Annotated in this window: 17 protein-coding genes; 13 read left to right on the forward strand and 4 right to left on the reverse strand. The window is 70.1% G+C overall.

Features of this window, described 5'->3' with window-relative positions; genetic code table 11:
- Nucleotides 1-59: 59 nt before the first annotated feature.
- The 4 genes from FKO37_RS33135 (at nucleotide 60) to FKO37_RS33150 (ending at nucleotide 3,132) form a co-directional block, all read left to right on the forward strand.
- Nucleotides 60-623 (forward strand): ABATE domain-containing protein, encoded by a 564-nt coding sequence (locus FKO37_RS33135; protein ID WP_238607085.1) that lies wholly within the window; start codon nucleotides 60-62, stop codon nucleotides 621-623.
- A 260-nt stretch (nucleotides 624-883) separates the two neighbouring features.
- The gene (locus tag FKO37_RS33140; RefSeq protein ID WP_037819720.1) at nucleotides 884-1,681 is read left to right on the forward strand and encodes a helix-turn-helix transcriptional regulator; all 798 of its coding nucleotides are present in this window, start codon (nucleotides 884-886) and stop codon (nucleotides 1,679-1,681) included.
- Between the two features lie 33 nt (nucleotides 1,682-1,714).
- On the forward strand, nucleotides 1,715-2,830 hold the full coding sequence (locus FKO37_RS33145; RefSeq protein WP_238607086.1) for a sialidase family protein: 1,116 nt from the start codon (nucleotides 1,715-1,717) through the stop codon (nucleotides 2,828-2,830).
- Entirely contained in the window at nucleotides 2,827-3,132 is a 306-nt protein-coding gene (locus tag FKO37_RS33150; protein ID WP_238607087.1) for a MoaD/ThiS family protein, read from the forward strand. Before FKO37_RS33145 ends, FKO37_RS33150 begins: the two co-directional genes overlap by 4 nt.
- 407 nt (nucleotides 3,133-3,539) lie before the next feature.
- Here the strand turns inward: FKO37_RS33150 and FKO37_RS33155 are convergent, their stop codons facing one another.
- Together FKO37_RS33155 and FKO37_RS33160 are read right to left on the reverse strand one after the other, a co-directional pair.
- Nucleotides 3,540-3,878, reverse strand: a complete 339-nt coding sequence (locus FKO37_RS33155) for a DUF3140 domain-containing protein (RefSeq protein ID WP_037819851.1) — start codon at nucleotides 3,876-3,878, stop codon at nucleotides 3,540-3,542.
- A 5-nt stretch (nucleotides 3,879-3,883) separates the two neighbouring features.
- Nucleotides 3,884-4,660: a FadR/GntR family transcriptional regulator gene (locus FKO37_RS33160; RefSeq protein WP_238607088.1), complete on the reverse strand. Its 777-nt coding sequence runs from the start codon at nucleotides 4,658-4,660 to the stop codon at nucleotides 3,884-3,886.
- Nucleotides 4,661-4,715: 55 nt separating this feature from the next.
- On the opposite strand from FKO37_RS33160, the gene FKO37_RS33165 reads away from it, so the two are divergent.
- Nucleotides 4,716-7,499, forward strand: a complete 2,784-nt coding sequence (locus FKO37_RS33165; protein ID WP_238607089.1) for an FAD-binding and (Fe-S)-binding domain-containing protein — start codon at nucleotides 4,716-4,718, stop codon at nucleotides 7,497-7,499.
- A 9-nt stretch (nucleotides 7,500-7,508) separates the two neighbouring features.
- Here the strand turns inward: FKO37_RS33165 and FKO37_RS33170 are convergent, their stop codons facing one another.
- Nucleotides 7,509-8,186, reverse strand: coding sequence for a GntR family transcriptional regulator (locus tag FKO37_RS33170; protein WP_238607090.1), 678 nt, complete (start codon nucleotides 8,184-8,186; stop codon nucleotides 7,509-7,511).
- A 161-nt stretch (nucleotides 8,187-8,347) separates the two neighbouring features.
- Between FKO37_RS33170 and FKO37_RS33175 the strand changes: the two genes are divergently transcribed.
- The 4 genes from FKO37_RS33175 to FKO37_RS33190 all read left to right on the forward strand — a co-directional run bounded on the left by FKO37_RS33175 (nucleotide 8,348) and on the right by FKO37_RS33190 (nucleotide 11,867).
- Nucleotides 8,348-9,223: a MaoC family dehydratase N-terminal domain-containing protein gene (locus FKO37_RS33175; protein WP_238607091.1), complete on the forward strand. Its 876-nt coding sequence runs from the start codon at nucleotides 8,348-8,350 to the stop codon at nucleotides 9,221-9,223.
- 66 nt (nucleotides 9,224-9,289) lie between these two features.
- Nucleotides 9,290-10,102, forward strand: coding sequence for an enoyl-CoA hydratase/isomerase family protein (locus tag FKO37_RS33180; RefSeq protein ID WP_238607092.1), 813 nt, complete (start codon nucleotides 9,290-9,292; stop codon nucleotides 10,100-10,102).
- Nucleotides 10,103-10,164: 62 nt separating this feature from the next.
- On the forward strand, nucleotides 10,165-11,511 hold the full coding sequence (locus tag FKO37_RS33185) for an MFS transporter (RefSeq protein WP_238607093.1): 1,347 nt from the start codon (nucleotides 10,165-10,167) through the stop codon (nucleotides 11,509-11,511).
- Between the two features lie 14 nt (nucleotides 11,512-11,525).
- On the forward strand, nucleotides 11,526-11,867 hold the full coding sequence (locus tag FKO37_RS33190) for a hypothetical protein (protein WP_238607094.1): 342 nt from the start codon (nucleotides 11,526-11,528) through the stop codon (nucleotides 11,865-11,867).
- A gap of 3 nt (nucleotides 11,868-11,870) precedes the next feature.
- Here FKO37_RS33190 and FKO37_RS33195 read toward each other — a convergent pair whose 3' ends face one another.
- The gene (locus FKO37_RS33195) at nucleotides 11,871-13,028 is read right to left on the reverse strand and encodes a DUF418 domain-containing protein (protein WP_238607095.1); all 1,158 of its coding nucleotides are present in this window, start codon (nucleotides 13,026-13,028) and stop codon (nucleotides 11,871-11,873) included.
- A 155-nt stretch (nucleotides 13,029-13,183) separates the two neighbouring features.
- Between FKO37_RS33195 and FKO37_RS33200 the strand changes: the two genes are divergently transcribed.
- From FKO37_RS33200 to FKO37_RS33215, 4 genes are all read left to right on the forward strand, one after another.
- The gene (locus tag FKO37_RS33200) at nucleotides 13,184-13,717 is read left to right on the forward strand and encodes a hypothetical protein (protein ID WP_134731881.1); all 534 of its coding nucleotides are present in this window, start codon (nucleotides 13,184-13,186) and stop codon (nucleotides 13,715-13,717) included.
- An 8-nt stretch (nucleotides 13,718-13,725) separates the two neighbouring features.
- On the forward strand, nucleotides 13,726-14,397 hold the full coding sequence (gene cseB, locus FKO37_RS33205; RefSeq protein WP_037819745.1) for a two-component system response regulator CseB: 672 nt from the start codon (nucleotides 13,726-13,728) through the stop codon (nucleotides 14,395-14,397).
- The gene (locus FKO37_RS33210; protein ID WP_238607096.1) at nucleotides 14,394-15,584 is read left to right on the forward strand and encodes a HAMP domain-containing sensor histidine kinase; all 1,191 of its coding nucleotides are present in this window, start codon (nucleotides 14,394-14,396) and stop codon (nucleotides 15,582-15,584) included. Before cseB ends, FKO37_RS33210 begins: the two co-directional genes overlap by 4 nt.
- Nucleotides 15,585-16,100: 516 nt before the next feature.
- Complete coding sequence (locus tag FKO37_RS33215) at nucleotides 16,101-19,373, forward strand: GH92 family glycosyl hydrolase (protein ID WP_240014264.1); 3,273 nt, start codon at nucleotides 16,101-16,103, stop codon at nucleotides 19,371-19,373.
- Nucleotides 19,374-19,435: the final 62 nt, after the last annotated feature.

Below are 19,435 nucleotides of genomic sequence, written 5' to 3' on the forward strand. Positions count from 1 at the left end.
CCGGCTTAGACGGTTCTAGCAGTCGCCCGCGTCCGAGCGCAACCGGCTAAGCTGGTTCCATGCCTGCCGCGTTCCCCGACTTCCGCCTCGGCACCGTGCTCGCGACCAGCTTCACGGCGACCCTGACCGAGCGCCGCGGCGATTCCGTCGAGCGCATTCCCGTCCCGCAGCGGCTCGCCGATTGGCTGGCAGTGAGCGGCCTCGCCGTGGAGTCCTGCACCGACGAGCAACTCGAGCTCGCCCGGGAACTGCGGGAGTCGATTCACGCCGCCGCGACCGCGGCCGCGCTCCAGGACCCGCTCCCCGCCGACGCGGTCGAAATCATCAATGCCCGAAGCGCGCAGGGCCAGGCGTCGGCGGTCCTGACCCCGGACGGCAAACGGCGCTGGCAGCTCAACCCGGCCACCGCCGTGGAGGACGCCCTCGGAGTGATCGCTGCCGACGCGATCAGCATCATTTCTGGCGAACGGGACGGCAAACTCGCCTTGTGCGCCTCGCCGACCTGCCAGGCCGCGTTCTTCGACACCAGCCAGAGCCGCACCCGCAGATGGTGCGACATGAACACGTGCGGGAACCGGCAGAAGAAGGCGCGCTTCAACGCGAATCGCGCGGCGGCGAAGTGAGCAGCTTGTGCGGCCGGTCCCCGTTGAACATCCGAGCTAGGGCTCACAATGTAGGCGTGACCAGCGAAAAGCTGGCTCCCTTTTCTTGCCGGACGACCACTGTCGGGGAACTGTAAGCCGCCCGTCGCCGCAGCGAATTCCCCACGGTTCCGCGCTCGCCCGCGTCACCTGTCCACGTCCTCGGTCCCGCCGATGACGGACGCCCCGGAATTGTCGGTCCCCGGATTTACCATGGCGGGCACATCCGAGGAGGTGTGCACATGCGGGACGCCGTGCTGGAGGCTGCGAGGTTCCTGACTGCCGGTCGCACCCGGCAGCTCACGCTCGAGGACGTGGCCGACCACGTCCGCTACAGCCCGTTCCACCTGGCGCGCGCGTTCGAGCGGGAGATCGGCCTGCCGCCGGGGAAATTCCTTGCCGCGCAACGGTTCCAGCTCGCCAAGGAGTTGCTGCTGGACACCGGTGAAAAAGTGGTCGACATCTGCCACGAGGTCGGGTTCTCCGCGCCGGGCACGTTCACCACGCGGTTCACCGCGGCGGTCGGCGTGAGCCCGCACCGGTTCCGGCAGCTGCCCGGCCTCCTCGCCGAGCACCCGCCGGAACCGGTGCGGGTCGCGGGCCCGGATTGCGCGGGCGGAGCCGTCACCGGCCGCGCGCTGCTGAGTCCGGCGGCGGTCGCCGCGCTCGACGGAGCCCCGGCGGTCTATGTCGGGCTGTTCGCCGCGTCGTCCGCGCGCGGCGTGCCCGTCAGCGGCTCGCTTCTAGGGCCGGATCTGGAGTTCACGCTCGTCGACGTACCAGCTGGCACGTACCGGCTGCTGGCCTGCGCGCTGCCGTCAGCCGCCGATCCGCGCGCGCAGCTGGCGCCGAGCGTGCAGGCGGTCGGCTCGGCTGCCCGGCCGGTGCGGATCCGGGCCGGGCCGGTGCCGCTGCGCCAGGACGTCCGGCTCGACGTCGCGCCCTCGTGGTCGCCTCCGGTGCTGGTCGCGCTGCCCCCGCTGGCGTCGGAGGGAGCGCAAGAATGGAGAGGCGGCGCGCGGCTGGCGAGATTAGGTTGAACCAGGTCACAGGGCCGTTGTCAGGGAGAAAGCATGCCTGGAGTTCGAATTCTGGTCGGCACTCGCAAAGGTGCATTCATCCTCACCTCGGACGAAGGCCGCACGCGCTGGGAGGTCGACGGGCCGCACTTCGGCGGCTGGGAGGTCTACCACGTCGCCGGCTCGCCCGCGGATCCCGACCGGCTGTACGCGTCGCAGTCCACGTCGTGGTTCGGTCAGCTGATCCAGCGTTCCGACGACGGCGGGAAGACCTGGAACCAGGTCGACCACGACTTCGCCTACGAGGGCGGGGCGGGCGACCACCTCTGGTACGACGGAACGCCGAAACCGTGGGAGTTCACGCGGATCTGGCACCTGGAACCGTCGCTGACCGACCCGGACACGGTGTACGCGGGCGCGCAGGACGCGGCGCTGTACCGCAGCACCGACGGCGGGAAGAGCTGGCGCGAGCTCACCGGGCTGCGCAAGCACACGTCCGGACCGGGCTGGCAGCCGGGCGCGGGCGGGCTGTGCCTGCACACGATCATCCTCGACCCGCAGAACTCGAAGCGGATGTTCGCCGCGATCTCCGCCGCGGGCGCGTTCCGCAGCGACGACAGCGGCGAAACCTGGCAGCCGATCAACCGCGGCTTGCACTCCGACGGCATCCCGGACCCGGACGCCGAGGTCGGGCACTGCGTGCACCGGATCGCCCTGCACCCGTCCCGGCCGGACGTGCTGTTCATGCAGAAACACTGGGACGTCATGCGCTCGGACGACGCGGGCGAACACTGGCGGGAGATCAGCGGCAACCTGCCGAGCGACTTCGGCTTCCCGATCGCCGTGCACCCGCACGAGCCGGAAACGGTGTACGTGGTCCCCATCCACAGCGATTCCGAGCACTACCCGCCGGAGGGCAAGCTGCGCGTATACCGCAGCCGCACCGGCGGCAACGAATGGGAACCGCTCACCGCGGGCCTGCCGCAGGAGAACTGCTACGTGAACATCCTGCGCGACGCGATGGCCGTCGACACCTGCGACGAGGCAGGCATCTACTTCGGCACCACCGGCGGACAGGTCTACGCGTCGAACAACGCGGGCGACAGCTGGACCCCGATCGTGCGCGACCTGCCCGCGGTGTGCTCGGTCGAGGTGCAAACCCTGCGATGACCACCGTCGTGCGCGTCAAGCTGCCCACGCACCTGCGCCGCCTGGCGAAGGTCGAGGGCGAAATCCAGCTGCCGGTAGAAGACCCGCCGACGCGAGACGCCCTGCTGGACGCACTGGAACTCGCGTACCCGCAACTGCGCGGCACGGTCCGCGACACGACCACCGGCAAACGCCGGGCGTTCGTGCGGTTCTTCGCGTGCGAGGAAGACCTGTCGAACACCGCCCCGGACACCGCCCTGCCCGCCCCGGTCCTCTCCGGAGCCGAACCGTTCCTCATCATCGGAGCCATGGCAGGCGGCTGACCACGAACCACCGGCCGAGGGGAAGAACCCCTGGCCTCGGTGCGTCCCGGGGGCGCACCGAGGCCAGGGGCTCACGCGTGCTGTGCCGGATTTCCCGCTGCCGGAGCGGCCTTCGCGGGCCGGGGCCGCCGGGCAGGGCAGACACGTGCTCCCTGGCCGAAGCCGCTCACTTCAAGACCGAGCGCAGTAACGCCAAGCAGCTCAAGACCCAGCGCAGTCACACCAAACAGCTCAAGACCCAGCGCAGTCAACCAAGCAGCGACTCAAGGGAACCGGCTCCCCCGAAGCCGATTGCCGCCGACGCCCGAGCTGACGAACGCCGCGCGGCGCGCCGGAGCCCGGCCAGCGAAAACCCGGTACCGCAGACACGGTCACGGCACCGCTAACCCCTCAACGGCGGAACCAGATCAGCTCCGCACCGGCTTCACCGGGTCGTGCCCCAGCGACATCAACCCCTGCCGCCATCCCGCGTCCCCCGCCACGGGTTCCAGGTCGTCGCGGCGCGAGGCGTGCACTCGGTCCACCACGTCGCGCATCACCTCGACGTCGTTGTCGTTCACGTCCGACTTGCGTTTGCCCAGGATCGACAGCACCTTCCGGCCGGTCGCGGGGCCCGCGCGGTCCGGCAAGGGTTCGGTTTCCGGGCCTGCCTCCCGGGTGCGCAGCCAGTCGGCCAGCTCTCGTGAGGTCATGTTCACCACCCGGTGGAATTCCGTCCACAGTTCTTCGTCCACGTGCGTGGCCATCTCGATCACCTCCCGGCGTCGCGAGTGTGGTTACCCGGACGGCGCGCAGGCAAACCCGGCAGCGTCGAGTCCACATAGGACCGCGCGCGGGCGGCGATGCGTGCCAGTGCGGCATGTCCTGGCTCCGGCGTGCCCGACCGGACGCCTTCCGCGATCGCCCGGTGGTCCTCCCACGACCGGGTGAGATCGCCGTGTTCGGCGAGTTCTTCGCGGAGCCGGTCGGCCATCAGGCGGCGCAGCGGGAGGCGGATCGCGAGCATGCTGCGCAGCAGGATCCGGTTGTGCGCGGCCTCCGCCAGCGCGACGTGGAACTCGGCATCGGCTTCCAGGAAACGGTCACGGTCGGTCAGCGCCGCCGCCATCCGGTCGACCAGATCCGTCAAGACCGCCAGCTCGGCAGCGGTCCGGCGGCGGGCGGCCAAGGCGATGATGGTCGCTTCGATCGACTCCCGGGCTTCGACCAGCTCGCGGTACTCGGCTACGTCCGAAGCACCCAGCTGCCACGGCACGAAACTGCTGGTCTCGGGTTCCAGCACGAACGTGCCGACCCCCTGGCGCGTCTCGACCCAGCCGCGCGCCTGCAGCGTCCGGATTGCTTCCCGGACGGTCAGCATCGACACCCCGGCCGAGGCCGCGAAGTGACGCAGCGATGGCAGGACGGTCCCGGGAGGCCATTCGCCGCCGAGGATTTTCCGGGTCATCTCCTCGACCAGCGAGTCCACCACGCTCACCCGCCGCACCCGGGCCAGTTCCGGCGGCGGTCCCCTCCGTCCCGAGGTCATCGGGCCAGCGTACGGATTGACGACACTGTTTCAAACACCTAAATTCAGCATTGGGATGCCCACCGAAACTGACCTGCTCGCCGACCTCCGCGCGCACGTGCGCGGCGAGGTCCACGCCGACGTCCGCCGCCGCGCCGAGTACTCCACCGACGCGTCCAATTACCGCGTCGTCCCGAAGGTCGTCGTGCTGCCGAGGGAGACCGGCGACGTTCTCGCGACTCTCGAAATAGCCCGCCGCCACGGCGTTCCGCTGACCAGTCGCGGCGGGGGCACGTCGGTCGCGGGCAACGCGATCGGGCCGGGCGTGGTGATCGACTTTTCGCGGCATCTCAACCGCATTGTCGACTTGGATCCCCAGTCGCGGACCGCGGTCGTCCAGCCTGGCGTGATCCTCGCCGACCTCCAGCGCGCCGCCGCGCCGCACGGACTGCGCTTCGGACCCGACCCGTCCACGCACGCCCGCGCGACGCTCGGCGGCATGATCGGCAACAACGCCTGCGGCCCGCACGCGATCGCGTACGGCCGGACTGCGGACAACGTTCGCGAACTCAGCGTGGTCGACGGCACCGGACGCCAGTTCACCGCGGGCCCTTCCGACGCGGTGCCGGGCCTCACCGAGCTGATCGACACCCGGCTCAGCCTGCTGCGCACCGAGTTCGGCCGGTTCAGCCGTCAGGTGTCCGGCTACTCGCTCGAGCACCTCCTGCCGGAGAACGGCCGGTCGCTCGCCCGCGCGCTGGTCGGCACCGAAGGCACCCTGGCGGTCACGCTGGAGGCGACCGTCGATCTGGTCGACATCTCCCCCGCGCGATTGCTGGTCGTGCTCGGCTACCCGGATATGGCGACCGCCGGCGACGTCGTGCCCGGGCTGCTCCCGCACCGGCCGCTGGCTGTCGAAGGGCTCGACGCGCGACTGGTCGACCTGGTGCGCAACCACCGCGGCGCCGTGCCCGCACTCCCGGACGGCGCCGGCTGGCTGATGATCGAGGTCGGCGGCGAGACGGAAGCCGAGGCCCGGCACAACGCCGAACGCCTGGTCAAAGACTCCCAGGCGCTCGACCACGTCGTGCTGGCGCAAGGTGCCGAGGCAGCCGCGATGTGGCGGATCCGCGAGGACGGGGCCGGGCTCGCTGGCCGGACCCCGACCGGCGAGCAGGCGTGGCCCGGATGGGAGGATGCCGCGGTCCCGCCCGAACGGCTCGGCGCGTACCTGCGGGATTTCGACGCTCTCCTGGACGAATTCGGCCTCGAAGGACTCCCCTACGGCCACTTCGGCGACGGCTGCGTGCACGTCCGGCTCGGCCTGCCGCTCGAACGCGACGCGTCGGTGTTCCGCGCGTTCATGACCGCCGCCGCGAAACTGGTCGTCGGCTACGGCGGTTCGTTCTCCGGCGAGCACGGCGACGGCCGGGCGCGCGGCGAACTGCTGCCGCAGATGTACTCGGCGGAAACGATCGAACTGTTCGGCGCGGTCAAGAATCTCTTCGATCCCGGCGATCTGCTCAACCCGGGCGTCGTCGTCCGGCCCCATCCGCTCGACGCCGATCTCCGCCGCCCGCAAGCACATCCGCTCCCGGTCGTCGCGGGCGGATTCTCCTTCGCGCACGACGGCGGCGACTTCACCCGCGCCGTGCACCGGTGCGTCGGAGTCGGGAAATGCCGTGCGGACAACCGGACGGCAGGCGGTTTCATGTGTCCGTCCTATCTCGCCACTCGCGACGAAAAGGACAGCACGCGCGGTCGCGCCCGGGTCTTGCAGGAGGTCGCGAACGGTTCGCTGGTCTCCGGATGGTCGGACGACGCGGTGCACGAATCGCTCGACCTTTGCCTGTCGTGCAAGGCATGCAGCAGCGACTGCCCGGCCGGAGTGGACCTGGCGCAGTACAAATCCGAAGCCCTGCACCGGAAATACCGGAACCGGCTCCGTCCGGTCTCGCATTACACGCTGGGCCGGTTGCCGGACTGGATCCGTCTGCTGCACCGAATCCCCGTGCTCGGCCCGCTCGTCGTGAACGCCCTGATGTCGATCCGGCCCGTCGAGAAGGTCCTCTTAGCATTGTCCGGAGTGGACACGCGACGTCGCGCACCGCGGTTCGCCCGTCGCTCGTTCACCGGATCCCAGCGCAGGATCCGCGAGCAGGGGCCGGAAGTGGTGCTGTGGGCGGATTCCTTCTCGGACGGCATGGACACCGACGTCGCCGAATCCGTCGCGGCGGTGCTCGCCGATGCCGGATACCGTGTGCTCGTCCCGCCGCGGCGTCCGTGTTGCGGGCTCACCTGGATCACCACCGGCCAGCTCGACACCGCCCGCCGGAAGCTCCGCGACCTCGTGCACACGTTGCGCCCGTACGCGCAGGCCGGGCTGCCGATCGTCGGCGTCGAACCGTCGTGCACCGCCGTCCTGCGGTCCGATCTGCTCGACTTGTTCCCCGACGATCCGGACGCCGCAACGGTTTCCGGCGCGGTCACCACGCTCGCGGAACTTCTCGCCAAGACAGAAGGCTGGCAAGCGCCTGACCTGTCCGGCGTCACAGTGGTGGCGCAGCCGCATTGCCACCAGCATTCGGTGATGGGATTCGAGGCCGACCGAGCACTGCTCGCGGCGACCGGCGCGGAACTGCACACTCTCGCCGGATGCTGCGGTCTGGCCGGGAACTTCGGCATGGAACGCGGCCACTACGACGTTTCCGTTGCCGTCGCGGAAAATGCGCTACTTCCGGCGCTCCGCGAAAACCCGGACGCCGTGTTCCTCGCCGACGGTTTCTCCTGCCGAACTCAAGCCGATCAGCTGGCCGGCGTGCGCGGCGTCCACTTGGCACAGTTGCTCAAGCGACGCTGACACCTGGGGTCAGCTGTCCCAGAATCCTTGACGTTCCAGCAAAGCGACCGCGCGCTCGCCGCCGTCCGAGAAGTGCTTCTCCACAATGGACCGTGCCCGTGAAGCCGAGCGAGCGCTGAGCGCGTTGAGGATCTTCCGGTGGTCTTCGTGCGCCTTGCCGGGCCAGTCCTCGTGCGCCTCGTAGAACCCGTGCGACACCGTTTTCGCCAGGATGCCCAGGATCGAGACCAGCCGGCGGGAATCGGCGGCGTAGTTGATCCTGCGGTGGAACTCGAAGTTCAGCCGTTCCTGTTCGGCCCGGTCCACTCCGGACTCCATCCGGTCCGCGAGATCGTGCAAGGCCTGCAAGCTTTCCGGCGACAGATTCTTCGCCGCCCGCTCGGCGGCCAGACCGGAGACGAGACCGAACACGCGGTAATGGTCGCGGATGTCGTCGCGCGTCATCCGCGCGACGAACGCGCCCCGGCGGGCGATGTGTTCCACCACGCCCTCGTGGTCGAGCGTGATCAGCGCTTCCCGGATCGGCAGCTTGCTGATGCCGAGTTCGTCGGCCAGCGCATCCTGATCGATCTTCTCCCCGGCGCGCAGCTGCCCGGAGAAGACCCGTCGCCGGATCTCGTGCGCGGCCAGCGCTTTCAGGTTCGCCGGGCCGCCGCGGCGCGGTCCCGCGCCCGTGGTGTCGGGCATCGCCTCAGCCTCCCCCTCCGGCGAACGTCTTCCGGATAAAGTATTACATAAGCCCTTCTGCTCGACGCGTACTCGTCCCTGCTGTTCGAGCGGGTTGCCCGCGGCATTCCTGATAACGTGTTCAGCGGACGGCCCCGCCCGAGACAGGATCCGAGGAACCCATGTCCGAACCGGAAGCCTGGGAACCGTACGCCCGCACCAGCGAAGAAGTCGTCGAACCCGGTCCGGTCGCCGCGTTGGCCGCGCTGTTCGACAACGGGCTCCCCGCGCCGCGCGAAGGCGACGAGCTGCCGCCGCTGTGGCATTGGGTCGCACTTCCGCGCTGGCCGGTGTCGTCGCGGCTCGGCCTCGACGGTCATCCTGTGCGCGACGATTTCCTGCCGCCGGTGGACCTGCCGCGGCGGATGTTCGCCGGCGGCGAGGTCGTCGTCCACCGTGCGCCGAAGGTCGGCGAGACGGTGCGCCAACGCTCCATTGTGGACTCGGTCACCGAAAAATCGGGCCGGTCCGGGAAATTGGTGATCGTCCAGGTGCGCACGGAACTGTCCGGAATGGACGGAACGCCGTACGTCGAGGAGCGCCAGGACATGCTCCACCGCGAAGCCGGGCCGTCCTCGTCGCCCGCGGTGCCGGAAACCGCCGCGGCACTGGAGCCAGCAGGGTCGCCGTTTCGCCGGACCGACGGGCAAACCTGGGAATTCGTCACCGATCCGACGCTGCTCATGCGGTTTTCCGCGGCCACCGCGAACGCACACCGCATCCACTACGACTGGCCATACGCGACGCGAGTGGAAGGTTATCCCGGCCTGGTCGTGCACGGACCGCTGATGTCGCTCGCGCTGGCCGAGGTGCTGCGCCTCGACTCCCCTGCCTCGCGGGTCCGCCGGATCAGCCACCGCAACCAGGCGCCGCTGTTCTGCGGCCAGCCCGCGCAGCTGCGGGTCAGCCCCGGCACCCGGTCGGTCGCGCTCGACCTGCTCGGCCCGTCCGGCACGAGCACCAGCCTCGCCGTCGAACTGGACGAGGAAGGCGCCTGATCTGGCGGCGGCGTCCGCACCGATGGCATGGTGGCGCAGGTGTTCCGGACGACGGAGGGAAGCTGAATGAGCCGCTATGCGCAGTTCGAGAACCTGCGGGTCGACGGGCCGGACGAGGACGGCGTCATCGAACTCGTCCTGGACGCGCCGCACCTCAACGCGGTCAGCGATGCCGCGCACGGCGAACTCGCCGACATCTGGCGCGAGTTCGACCGCGATCCGGCGGTGAAGGCCGTCCTGCTGCGCGGCGAGGGCAAGGGGTTCTCCGCGGGCGGATCATTCGACCTGGTCGAGAAGCTGGCGAACGACTTCGAGGCCCGGTCGCGCACCATGCGCGAGGCGCGTAATCTGGTCTACAACGTCATCGACTGCTCCAAGCCGACCGTCTCCGCGATCCACGGCCCGGCCGTCGGCGCGGGCCTGGTCGCCGGGTTGCTGTCGGACATCTCGGTGGTCGCCGCCAACGCGAAGATCATCGACGGCCACACGCGGCTCGGCGTCGCGGCGGGCGACCACGCGGCGGTGTGCTGGCCGCTGCTGTGCGGCATGGCGAAGGCCAAGTACTACCTGATGACCTGCCGTCCGATGACCGGTGCCGAGGCGGAGCGGATCGGGCTGGTGTCGCTCTGCGTCGAAGAAGAGGACGGGCTGCTGCCGACCGCGCGGGAGATCGCGCACGAGCTGGCCAACGGCGCGCCGAACGCGATCCGCTGGACCAAGCAGAGCCTCAACCTCTGGTACCGCCAGCTCGCGGGCGCGATCTTCGACTCCTCGCTGGCGCTGGAGTTCTACGGTTTCGCCGGTCCCGAGGTCCGCGAAGGCCTCGCCTCGCACCGCGAACGCCGCAAGCCGGACTTCACCCGGGTGCACGAGTCCTAAGTAGACGGTCGGCCGCGGAAACTTCGGCCCGCACCGAACGGTTCCCGCGGCACGATTGCCCGGTGACCGCAACGACCTCCACCCGCAGGCAACGGCTGGCGCTGATCGCGCTGTGCCTCCCGTTTTTCATCGTCCAGCTCGACGCGACCGTGGTGAACGTCGCCGTCGAAGCGATCCGGCGCGATCTCGGCGGCGGGCTGGGCGGTGAACAGTGGGTGATCGCCAGCTACACCATCGCGCTGGCCGCGGGCATGCTCACCGCGGGTTCGCTCGGCGACCGTTACGGTGCGCGACGGGTCTGCGTGGCGGGGACCGTCGTGTTCGGCGTCGGGTCCGCCCTGTGTTCGCTGGCCCCGACCCTGCCGGTGCTGATCGTCGCGCGGACGCTGCAGGGCGTCGGCGCGGCCGCGTTGCTGCCGTGTTCGCTCGCGCTGATCGTGCGGCAGTTCCCGGAACCGCGGGCCCGAGCGCACGCGCTCGGCCTGTGGGGCGGCATCGCGGCCATCGGACTCGCGACCGGCCCGGTGGCGGGCGGCGTGCTGATCGCGCTGGCCGACTGGCGGGCGATTTTCTGGGTCAACGTCCCGTTCGCCGCCCTCGCCATCGTGCTGACCTGCAAGTATGTCGTCGAATCACCGCCGAGGGAGCGCCGCCTCGATCCGTACGGGCTCGTCCTCGGCACCGTCGCCCTGTCCGCGCTCGCCGGCGGGCTGATCCAGGTCGGGCGCTCCAGCTGGGCGCTCCCGCTGATCGCCGCCGGGGTGCTGACCGGCATCGCGTTCGTCTTGGCCGAGCGACGCCGTCGCGATCCGATGCTGCCGCTGGCGATCTTCTCGTCCCGCCCGTTCTCCGCGGCGAGCACCGCCGGGCTGCTTTTCAATTTCTGCCTGTACGGCGCCCTGCTGTGCCTGTCGCTGTATCTGCAGGGGCCGCTGCACCAGTCCGCGTTCGCGACCGGCATGCTGACGCTCCCGCTCACCGTCGCGATCGGCATCGGAGCCACCGCGAGCGGGCGGCTCACCGCCCGCTTCGGCGCCCGCGTCCCGATGCTGACCGGGTTCAGCCTCGCCGGACTCGGCGCGATCCTGCTGGCCGCGGCCGATTCCCTGCCGCTGGTGCTGATCGGCGGCGTAGTGCTGTGCTGCTGCTCGATCGCGATGCCCGCGATGACGTCGGTCGCGATGTCGACGCCGCCCGAGGAGCACACCGGGCTGGCGAGCGGGGTGTTGAACACGGCGCGGCAGACCGGTGGCGCGTTGGGCACCGCGGTGCTGGGCACGCTGCTCACGGCGGGCTCGACGATGTCACTGAGCGTCCCGCTGACGTTGGCCGCCTTCGGTTATGCGGCGGCGGTCGGGTGCACTTTGCTGGCCACCCGCCGACGGGAGCTGTCGATGGCTGCTCACTGACCGTCGGGTTCGTCGTGCTGACCTGGCCCGCGCTTTTGCTGATGTCGCTGGGAAATCCGGTGCTCGCCGTCGTCGGCATGGTGGTGCTGGGCCTGCTGATCGCGGCTTACGACGGAGCCGCGGGCGCGGGTATGGCCGAGCTGTTCCCGCCGCGCATTCGCTCCGGCGCGATCGCGATTCCGTACAACATCGCGGTTTCGCTGTTCGGCGGCACCGCGCCGTACATCGCGACTTGGCTCGTCGCCGCCACCGGGTACAAGCTTTCCCCGGCCTTTTACATCATGCTCGCCGCCGTCATCACCCTCGTCACCGTGCTGCGCGGGATCCGCGAAACCGCCGGACCCCGCGCACGCTGAAGCTCACGGCACGAGCAACGTCGCCCGGTGCACCAGCCACTCCAGCGGACCCCGCCGTCGCCAATGCCGCCACGCCACGGAGGCGGCCAGCATCACCGCGACCACCGTCGCCAGGAACACGAAAGAATACGGCTTCGGCACCAGCTTCAACACCGCGAAATGCGCCGCGTACCAGGTGAAAGCCATCCCGCCGGCCGCGGCGAGCGGCCACAGGGCGCGGCGGCCCAGCGGGCGGTCCAAGGCGATCAGCAGGCCGCCGAGCAGCACCATCGCGACGCCGATCATGAGCACGATGCCGAGCGGGCTGGTGGCGTAGAGCGAACCGTCGGTCGGCATCGCCAGGAGCACCTGCCACGGCATTCCGGGCGGCGGGGTCGTCGCGATCGCGTCGGCTCCGCCCAGCGGATAGGTCGCGATCCACGAACCCAGGATCGACGCGGTGGCGAGCACGAAACCGGTGTACAGCAAGCGGATCCGGACCTGATGCGCGCGCAGGTCGAGGCGGCCGATCGCCATTCCCGCCAACGCCAGCGGCAGGCCGTACGCGACCTGGAAACCGCCGCCGAACAGCACCATTCCCTTGAAGAACTCGCCCCACTGCTCGGGATGGGCGAAGATCGCTAGGCCGCTCGCAGTCTCAGCACCGGAGCGCAGCCAATCGGAATGGGAATTGAACACCCAGAACGCGTAAAGCGTCACTGCCGGAACAGCGATTCCGGAGAGAACGAACAACGTCCGCGCGCGCAGCCGGGTCAGCGGCAGCAGGAGGAGCAGGAGCACGGCGTAGTACTCGATCACCGACATGCCGTACTCGTCGATCGCCAGGCTGAGCACGAACAGCACCACCGCGCGGATCGCGAGCCTGCCGCGGGCGCGCCACCGTTCGTTCCCGGCGTACGGGGCCGCGCCGCCGGTCATCAACGCCGCGGACAGCCCGAACAGCAGCACGAACAGGCTCATCGCCCGCGACGACGTCTGCATGTTCAGCCACGTCAGGAACCCGGGAGCCTGGTCGGGCGGGCCGCCGTGCAGCCAGCCGCTGGCGAAGAAATGCTCGATGAACACCCCGACGATCGCCAGCGCGCGCACCGCGTCCACGCCCAGCAGCCGTCCCTTCGGCACCCGGGTCTCCGCCGGGTCCCGCACCGCTTCCGTCCTCATCGGACTCCTCTCTCGTGCCAGTACCCGGCCAAGGTAGGAACGGCGGATCACCGGCCGCCGGGAATCGCGTTGCGGTGGCCCGGAGGAAACCCATCGGTCTGGTAACAGCGCTTCCCGAGCGGCGCGCGGACGGCAAAATGGCTACTGTGCAAGGCATGCGGAGGACAGCGGTCGCGACGGTTGCGGTGCTGTCGCTCACCGCTTGCTCCGGTGTGGACGGTGTGCGCGTCGCCGGCCCCGCTCCGCCGGCAGCGGCCGCCCCGGCACCGGCGAACAACCCGCACGGCCCGAGCGTGGACGCGGTCGCCCTGCTGCGCGCGGACCCCACGGTCAGCGCGAGGACGAAGGCAGCGCTGCGACCGTGTCCGCACGGTCCCATCGCCGGGTCGTATCCGGTCAGCGCCGCCTACCACGAGCTGACCGGCGAGGTCGACGTCGTGGTCAACGTGTATCCGTGCGGCGCGGTCGGCGCTCCCGGCACCGGCAGCAGCGGCGCGACAGGCGTGCCGGTCAGCGCGTACCTCGGCGGCTACGTCTACACCGTCAACGGGAAACAGCTGTTCAAGCTGGAGAACTCCGGCGCGATGCTGACTGTGCTCGACGGACAGCTGGCGACGATGTCGGCGACCGGGCCGAACAACGGGGTCGCCCGCTACCGCTGGACCGGCAACCGTTTCTCGCCGGAGTGAGAGGGGACATGACGCAGGTACTGCTCGTCGAGGACGACGACGTGATCCGGGAGGCGACGCAGCTCGCCCTCGAACGCGCCGGATTCAGGGTGTCGACGGCCGCGGACGGGCTCGCCGGGCTCGAACAGTTCCGCGCGCAGCCGCCGGACGTGGCGTTGCTCGACGTGATGCTGCCCGGGCTCAACGGCGTCAGCCTGTGCCGCCGGATCCGCGAGGAGAGCCGGGTGCCGGTGCTGATGGTCTCCGCCCGCGACGATTCGGTCGACGTCGTGCTCGGGCTCGAAGCCGGTGCCGACGACTACGTCACCAAACCGTTCGACACCTCGGTGCTGATCGCGCGGATCCAGGCGGTGCTGCGGCGAAGCGGCTGGTCTGGGCCGGAGGAGGACGCGTTCGTCCGCTTCGGCGACCTTGAAATCGACCGCGCCGGGCTGGACGTCCGCCGAGCCGGGCAGCCGGTGGACCTGACCCCGACCGAACTGCGGCTGCTGCTGCGTTTCGCCGAATCGCCCGGCACTGTGCTGAGCCGGGACACGCTGCTGGCGAGTGTGTGGGATTACGCGTGGGGCGGCGATACGCGCGTGGTCGACGTCCACGTGCAGCGGTTGCGGGTGAAGATCGGCCAGGAGCGGCTGCAAACCGTGCGGGGCTTCGGATACAAGCTCCGCTCCGAGCCGTGAAACTCTTCCCGGCCACGCTTCGGTGGCGGCTGACCGCGGCGGTGACCCTCGTGTCGGCCGCCGTCGCTTTGACGCTGAGTTTGTTGGTGCACCAGCAATTCGCGCGCACGCAAGCCGACCAGGCGCGGCACGCGCAGGACGAATGGATCCAGCTGCTGCTGCGCAATCCCGGTGTCGACGGGCAGCTCGACGATCCGGCCCTGCCCGCTCCCCTCCGCGACGCGGTGCGCGGCGGCAACCGAGCGACCTATTTGGACGGACCGGTTCTGTGGGCAGCCGCCGAAACCGGCGGTCACGTCGTCTCGGTGCGGGTCAGCTACGCGGCGCAAACGCAGGCACTGGCCACTTTGGACCAGGAACTGCTGGCGGGTTCGGCGGTGGTGACCGTCGCCGGGGCGTTGCTGGGCGTCGTGCTCGGCGCCGGGATGGCGCGTCGGCTACGGCGGGCCGCCGACGCTGCCCGGGACGTCGCGAACGGTGCTCCGGCCCGGGTGCGCGACGCGATCGGCCCGCGCCCGCGCGACGAAGCCGCCGATCTCGCGCAGGCGGTGGACGCGATGGCGGATGCCTTGCAGGCACGGCTGGCCGCGGAGCAACGGGTCACTGCGGACATCGCGCACGAGCTGCGGACTCCGGTGACCGGCTTGGTGACCGCGGCCGAACTGCTGCCGCCCGGGCGTCCGGCGGAGCTGGTCCGCGACCGGGTCGCCGCGCTGCGGTCGCTGGTGGAGGACGTACTCGAGGTGGCTCGCTTGGACACCGCCGCCGAGCGGGCCGAGCTGGCGGAACTCGATCTGGCGGAGTTCGTCCGGCGGCGGGTGCCGGACGCGGTGGCCCCGGCCGCGGTCCGGGTCCGGACGGATCCCCGGCGGCTGGAGCGGATCCTGGCGAACCTGCTGTCGAACGCGGCCAAGCACGGGGCCCCGCCGGTGACGGTCGAGGTGTCGGGCCGGTGCGTGGCGGTCAGCGACCGCGGGCCCGGGTATCCGGAGGTGCTGCTTCGCGAGGGACCCGCGCGGTTCCGGACCGGCACGGACTCCCGGGGCGGCGGGCACGGGCTGGGGTTGACGATCGCCGTCGCGCAGGCGCGGGTGCTGGGGGCGGAGCTGGAGTTCGGGAACCTGCCGGGCGGCGGGGCGCGGGCGGTGTTGCGGCTGCCGGAGTCGACCGGACCGAGCGGTGATTGACGGAGTTCTCCTGCGGCGGGCGGCCAGGCCCGGGGAGCGTTCGCGGCAGCCGGGACCGGCGAGCGTTCGGCGGTCGGGCCCGGCGGGGTTCGCGGCGGCCAGGCCCGCTGAACGTTCGCGGCGGGCAGGCCCGGCAGCCGGGCCCGGCGAGGTTCGCGGCAGGCCAGGCCCGGCGGGGTTCGCGGCAGGCCAGGCCCGGCGAACGTCCGTGAGGGCCACCCTGCGGGAATCTGATTCCGTGAGGGTTCCCCTCACGAACACCGGCGGGAGCGAAAGCCGTCAGGGTGGCCCTCACGAACCTCCGGCGGAAGCGAAAGCGTGAGGGTCCCCCTCACGAACACCGGCGCCAGCGGAAGCCCGTCAGGGTCCCCCTCACGAACCTCCGGCGGGGAGCGGAAGCTGTCCGGTTGTCGGCCTTCTCAAACCCCCTCCGGGATGACAAGCTGCTCACCAGCCGGTCGTCTCCGCACCGGTTCGCATGATGACAACGTTGTCAGCCCTGGAGGTAGCGCGTCCATGTGGTCGCAGAAGAGACGGGTGACCGCGGTCGCGGCGGCGGGCTTCGTGGTCGCCGGGCTGCTGTCCGGCACGGCCGCCACCGCCACCGCCAGCGCGGCGACGGCGGATCCGGTGTCGCTCGTCAATCCGTTCGTCGGCACGCAGAACTTCGGCAACACCTTCCCCGGAGCCAGCGCGCCCTTCGGCATGGTCCAGGTCAGCCCCGACACCGGCGGCCAAGGCGGGTACGACTACCAGCAGAACTCGATCTACGGCTTCAGCCAAACCCACCTGTCCGGCGTCGGCTGCGGCGTGATGGGCGAACTGCCGGTCATGCCGACCACGGGCGCCGTCGATTCCGTGGACAAGAACGCCTACAAATCCGAGTACAGCCACGACGACGAGAAGGCCGAACCCGGCTACTACCGCGTCGGGCTGAAGAAGTACGGCGTCAACGCCGAGCTCACCGCCACCCCGCGCACCGGCTGGCAGCGCTACACCTTCCCGTCGACCGGCCAGGCGAACGTGCTGTTCAACACCGGCCAGGCGAACCAGTCGGTGAAGGATTCCGAGATCCACGTCGTCGGCGACCGGACCCTCGAGGGCCGCGTGCGCGCGGGCGGCTTCTGCGCCGGGCACGACGAGCACACTGTCTACTTCACCGCCACGTTCGACCGTCCTTTCGCCTCCTACGGGACCTGGCGCGGCACCACCCGCACCGCGGGCAGCCGCGACGCCGCGGGCACCGGCGGCAACGGCGCGTGGGTCAGCTTCGACGCCGCCACTGACCACGATGTCGTCCTGAAGGTGGGGCTCTCCTACACCGGTCTCGCCGGCGCGCGGGACAACCTCGCGAAGGAAACCAGCGACAGCTACGACTTCGACGCCACCCGCGCCGCATTGCGCAAGCAGTGGGCGGACCGGCTCGGTGCGATCAAGATCAGCGGCGGCAGCACCGAACGGCAGACCGCGTTCTACACCTCGCTGTATCACGCGCAACTGCACCCGAACCTGGCTGGCGACATCAGCGGCGACTACGCCGGTTTCGACGGCAAGGTCCATCGCGCCAACGGCTACACGCCGTACCAGAACTTCTCCCTCTGGGACACCTACCGCCCGCAAAACCAGCTGCTCGAAATGCTGGAACCGCAGGTGGCGCGCGACGTCGCGCTGTCCGTGCTGGCGATCGGCCGCGACGGCGGCTGGCTGCCGAGATGGGCGCTGGCGGGCAGCGAAACCAACATCATGACCGGCGACCCGGTGACTCCGTTCCTTGTCGAAGCCTGGTCGAAGGGCTTGCTGGCCGGGCACGAGGACGAGGCATACACGCTGCTCAAGAAGAACGCGACCAGCACGCCACCCGCCGATTCGCCGTACAACGGGCGTTCCGGGGTCAACTACTACAACGACCGCGGCTACATCCCGAGCGGCCTCACCCTCGGCAAGGACTGCGCGGCCAAGGGCGGCGACAACGACTGCGAGCATCCGACGTCGGCGACCATGGAGTACTCCGCCGCCGACGCCGCGCTCGCGTTGATGGCCAAGGGTTTGGGCCACCAGGCCGACGCGCGCATGTTCGCCGACCGCGGTCAGTGGTACCGCAACGTCTGGAACGCCGCGGACAAGCAGTTCCGGCCGCGCACCACCGACGGCACCTGGCTCACGCCGTACAACCCGGTCGACGCCGACCACCAGTTCCACGAAGGCGGCGCCTACCAGTACCAATGGCTGGTCCCGCAGGATCCGGCCGGGCTCGCCGACCTGATGGGCGGCAAGCAGGCGACCGAAAAGCGGCTCGACTCCTTCTTCGCCTACGACAACCTGCTCAAGGACCCGGCGGGCACCGCCCGCAAGGACTGGATCGCCAGCCCGTACGACTACTACGCCAAGGCCACCTACAACCCCAACAACGAACCTGACCTGCTGTCCCCGTACATGTACAACTGGGTCGGCGCGCCGGCGAAGACCGCGACCGTCGTCCGCGCGGCGATGACGCTGTTCACCACCGGACCGGACGGCATGACCGGCAACGACGACCTCGGCACGATGTCCGCCTGGTACGTCTTCTCCTCGCTCGGCCTCTACCCGACGATGAGCGGCGCGAACTTCCTCGCGGTGTCCAGTCCGCAGTTCGAATCGGCGACCGTCCGGATCGGACAGTACGAGGGCAAGCAGGGAGGCACGCTCACCGTCACCGCGCCGGACGCGAGCGACGCGAACCGTTACGTGCAAAGCGTTTCGCTCAACGGGCGGGACGTCCGGCAGACCTGGCTCGACTGGTCCGCGGTCGCGCATGGCGGCAACCTCGCCTATCAGGTCGGCTCGACGCCGTCCCGCTGGGGCACGCAGCCGGGCACGGAACCGCCGTCGGTCAACAAATCCGCTGGGGATCTGCGTCGGCACGTGGACGCGACGCTGCGGCCGAGTTCGGTAGTGCTGCCTCAGCAATCTTCAGCGCAGACTGTCCACTTGAACCTGGACGTGCTCGGCCAGAACCCCGGAGCACAGCCGGTCTTCGTGACCTCATCGGCGCCGTCCGGCTGGCGAGTGCAGACCGACCAGTTGCAGCTGCTGTGGTCTTTCCGGCTGCCGACGCAGAAGACCGCACCGGTCGCGGTGACCGTCCCGGCGAACACGCCAGTCGGCACGTATTCGGTGCAGATCAAGGCATCCGGGCCGGGCGCGAATACCGTCACCCGCACCGCGAGCGTCGAGGTCCGGGAACCGACGGTGTGCGCGTCGACGTCCGGGACCCAGTGCGCGGTCGATCTCGGCCACGACCGCAATCACGACGGAACCGCGACCGTCGCGGCGTCCACCGAGGGCAACTTCGACGGCAGCGGCTGGAGTTACGACGCTGACCTGATGCCGCGAGCCGGAACCTTCGTCCACAATGGAGTCACCTACGCGGCGGCCGATCCCACTGGCACCGCGGCGAACTTCGTGGAAGCACGCGGGCAATCGCTGCTGCTGCCCGCCGGGAAGCACCAGGCGGTGCAGCTGATCGGCTCGTCGCACAACGGTCCGGTGCCCACTTCGCTGACCGTGCACTACAGCGACGGATCCAGCGCGGATCTCCCGGTGACGTTCGGCGACTGGGCCGGTTCGACGCCGTCCGGCACGACCGTCGTGCTCGACATGCCGCACCGGATCAAGGCGGGCAGCGGGGTCGACGGCCCGCCGGTGCGGTTGTTCGGCATCGCCTCCACAGTGGACAGCGCCAAGACTGTCCAGTCGGTGAGCCTGCCGAACGACCCGCGCGTCCAGCTCTACGCCATCACCCTGGCCTGAGCCCGGCCGGGTTCGCCGGATCCCTCCCCTTAGTCCGGCGAACCCGGCCATCCCCCCGTTCC

It is taken from the genome of Amycolatopsis sp. Poz14 (genome assembly GCF_006704225.1).
Lineage (GTDB): Bacteria > Actinomycetota > Actinomycetes > Mycobacteriales > Pseudonocardiaceae > Amycolatopsis > Amycolatopsis nivea.

Bases quoted from the DNA above. Each gene is read 5' to 3' on its own strand.
- FKO37_RS33150 (WP_238607087.1), top strand. From the start codon at position 2,827: ATGACCACCGTCGTGCGCGTCAAGCTGCCCACGCACCTGCGCCGCCTG.
- FKO37_RS33170 (WP_238607090.1), bottom strand. From the start codon at position 8,186: ATGCCCGACACCACGGGCGCGGGACCGCGCCGCGGCGGCCCGGCGAAC.
- FKO37_RS33165 (WP_238607089.1), top strand. From the start codon at position 4,716: ATGCCCACCGAAACTGACCTGCTCGCCGACCTCCGCGCGCACGTGCGC.
- FKO37_RS33140 (WP_037819720.1), top strand. From the start codon at position 884: ATGCGGGACGCCGTGCTGGAGGCTGCGAGGTTCCTGACTGCCGGTCGC.
- FKO37_RS33180 (WP_238607092.1), top strand. From the start codon at position 9,290: ATGAGCCGCTATGCGCAGTTCGAGAACCTGCGGGTCGACGGGCCGGAC.
- FKO37_RS33135 (WP_238607085.1), top strand. From the start codon at position 60: ATGCCTGCCGCGTTCCCCGACTTCCGCCTCGGCACCGTGCTCGCGACC.
- FKO37_RS33155 (WP_037819851.1), bottom strand. From the start codon at position 3,878: ATGGCCACGCACGTGGACGAAGAACTGTGGACGGAATTCCACCGGGTG.
- cseB (WP_037819745.1), top strand. From the start codon at position 13,726: ATGACGCAGGTACTGCTCGTCGAGGACGACGACGTGATCCGGGAGGCG.
- FKO37_RS33200 (WP_134731881.1), top strand. From the start codon at position 13,184: ATGCGGAGGACAGCGGTCGCGACGGTTGCGGTGCTGTCGCTCACCGCT.
- FKO37_RS33145 (WP_238607086.1), top strand. From the start codon at position 1,715: ATGCCTGGAGTTCGAATTCTGGTCGGCACTCGCAAAGGTGCATTCATC.
- FKO37_RS33195 (WP_238607095.1), bottom strand. From the start codon at position 13,028: ATGAGGACGGAAGCGGTGCGGGACCCGGCGGAGACCCGGGTGCCGAAG.
- FKO37_RS33175 (WP_238607091.1), top strand. From the start codon at position 8,348: ATGTCCGAACCGGAAGCCTGGGAACCGTACGCCCGCACCAGCGAAGAA.
- FKO37_RS33160 (WP_238607088.1), bottom strand. From the start codon at position 4,660: ATGACCTCGGGACGGAGGGGACCGCCGCCGGAACTGGCCCGGGTGCGG.
- FKO37_RS33215 (WP_240014264.1), top strand. From the start codon at position 16,101: ATGTGGTCGCAGAAGAGACGGGTGACCGCGGTCGCGGCGGCGGGCTTC.